The 1,667-nt window shown below is 71.3% G+C and carries 2 protein-coding genes and 1 pseudogene; 2 read left to right on the plus strand and 1 reads right to left on the minus strand.

Features of this window, described 5'->3' with window-relative positions:
- Positions 1–298, plus strand: a pseudogene (locus AC2W7M_RS24990) (hypothetical protein); the annotation flags it as partial.
- Here AC2W7M_RS24990 and AC2W7M_RS24995 read toward each other — a convergent pair.
- Positions 283–963, minus strand: coding sequence for an outer membrane protein (locus tag AC2W7M_RS24995; protein WP_486135761.1), 681 nt, complete (start codon positions 961–963; stop codon positions 283–285). The pseudogene AC2W7M_RS24990 and the gene AC2W7M_RS24995 overlap by 16 nt on opposite strands.
- 202 nt (positions 964–1,165) lie before the next feature.
- Here AC2W7M_RS24995 and AC2W7M_RS25000 point away from each other — a divergent pair, with 202 nt between their 5' ends.
- Positions 1,166–1,561 carry a DUF930 domain-containing protein gene (locus AC2W7M_RS25000; RefSeq protein ID WP_486135763.1) on the plus strand — a complete coding sequence of 132 codons (396 nt, stop codon included), beginning with the start codon at positions 1,166–1,168 and terminating at the stop codon, positions 1,559–1,561.
- The last annotated feature ends 106 nt before the right edge of the window (positions 1,562–1,667 follow it).

The following is a 1,667-nucleotide window of genomic DNA, read 5'->3' on the forward strand; positions in this document are numbered from 1 at the left end:
CGCGAGCGCCACGAGGCTCCACGCTCCGGGCTGGCTCGCCGCCGGCGATGCGGCCATGACCTTTGATCCGCTGTCCTCGCAGGGCATCGCCGCCGCCGTGCTCATGGGATCGCGCGCCGGCGCGGCCGTGGCGGACGCGCTGCCTGAGGGAACGGCGCCGGACCTCGCGCTTTGGGCCGAGGACTACCGGACGCTGGAGGCGGAGACGATGGACCTGCGCACCTATTACGCCCGCCTGGAGCGGCGCTGGCCCGATGCGCCCTTCTGGGCGCGGCGCGCCGTTCAACGCATGGCGTAGCGCACGCCGAGCCGCACCTGGTGGGCGGAGAGGCCCTCCACCTCCAGCGGGATGCTGCCCGCCGGCATGGGCGCCGAGGCGGAGCCGAGATTGACGTAGCGATAGCCGAGATCGATGCTCAGCGCCGAGGTGAAGGCATAGCTGACGCCCGCCGAGACCGAATAGGCGAAGTTCCAGCTGTTGCCCTGGGCATAACCTGCCGGAGCATCCAGCGAGACGATGCCGAAGCCGATGCCGCCGCCCACATAGGGCGTGAAGCCGGCGAAGGTGCCCACGTCCCAATAGAGGTTCGCCATGCCCACCGTGGCGCTTGCACCCACGTCGCCGGCGAGCGTCGCGGTGCTGCCGAGGGAGAAATAGTCGATCGTGCCGTCGACCCGGAACGGGCCGGAGAAATCGTAGCCGAAGCCGCCGCCGATCGACCAGCCGGAGCCGTAGTCCGGGGAGGGATTGAGGGGGGCGGCGGCGGAGGTCACCGCGCCCGACCGCGGCGCCACATAGCCGGCGTCACCGCGCAGATACCAGCCGCTTTCCGGCCCTTCGTGCACCTCCGGCGAGGCGAGCGAGAAGTCGCCGGCCTTGCCGAGGCGCGGCACCGGGTCCGCGGCCAGAGCCGCAGACGCCGCGAGCGCCGCTGCGCCGAGAGGCAGAACCTTACGCCACATCACGGGACGACCCATGTTTCACCGACCATGGCCGCAATTTGCCACGGGATGCTTAAGCAGCGATTAACCCTGACAAGGCGTTAAGGCCGAACGGCGGGAGCGGCTCCGGCCTGCCCCTCCGGCAGCCCGCCGTGGTCCCATCCCCGCCACGAACGGGCCGTACATGCGCGCCGATGGATCATCCTGATTCGGGAGCGGCCTGATGCAGCGTGCCTTCCGCACGGCCCTGGCCCTGGTGGCCGCCGTCGCGCTCCTCGCCGGCCCGGCCGCCGGGGCGCACCGCGACGACATGATGCTTCACGTGGACCTGGCGACCCGCATCGAGCAGCGCTGCAACGCCCGCGCCATGGGCCAGCTCGGCCGCGACGACAAGAGCATGCGGCCGGAGGAGGTGGTGGCCTATGCCTTCGCCGATCCGAAGCTCGGCAAGGAGAGCATCTCGGCGCCCGGCGCCGCGGTCCGCAGCCGCGGCCACTGGTACCACCTCGCCTATCAGTGCCGCACCAGCGCCGACGGCATGGAGGTGGAGGACTTCCGCTACCAGCTCGGCGCCGAGGTGCCGCGGCAGGAGTGGGAGGCGCACAGCCTGGTGGAGTGAGCGGGCCGGCGCCGGATGGCGATTTCCTCGATCCGGACGAGGAAACGCGCTTCCTCGGCGCGGTGGATTTCCAGCGCGGAGGATCGGGGCCATGACCGAGCCGGCG

It is taken from the genome of Xanthobacter sp. BG11Y11_SDJG (assembly GCF_057364445.1).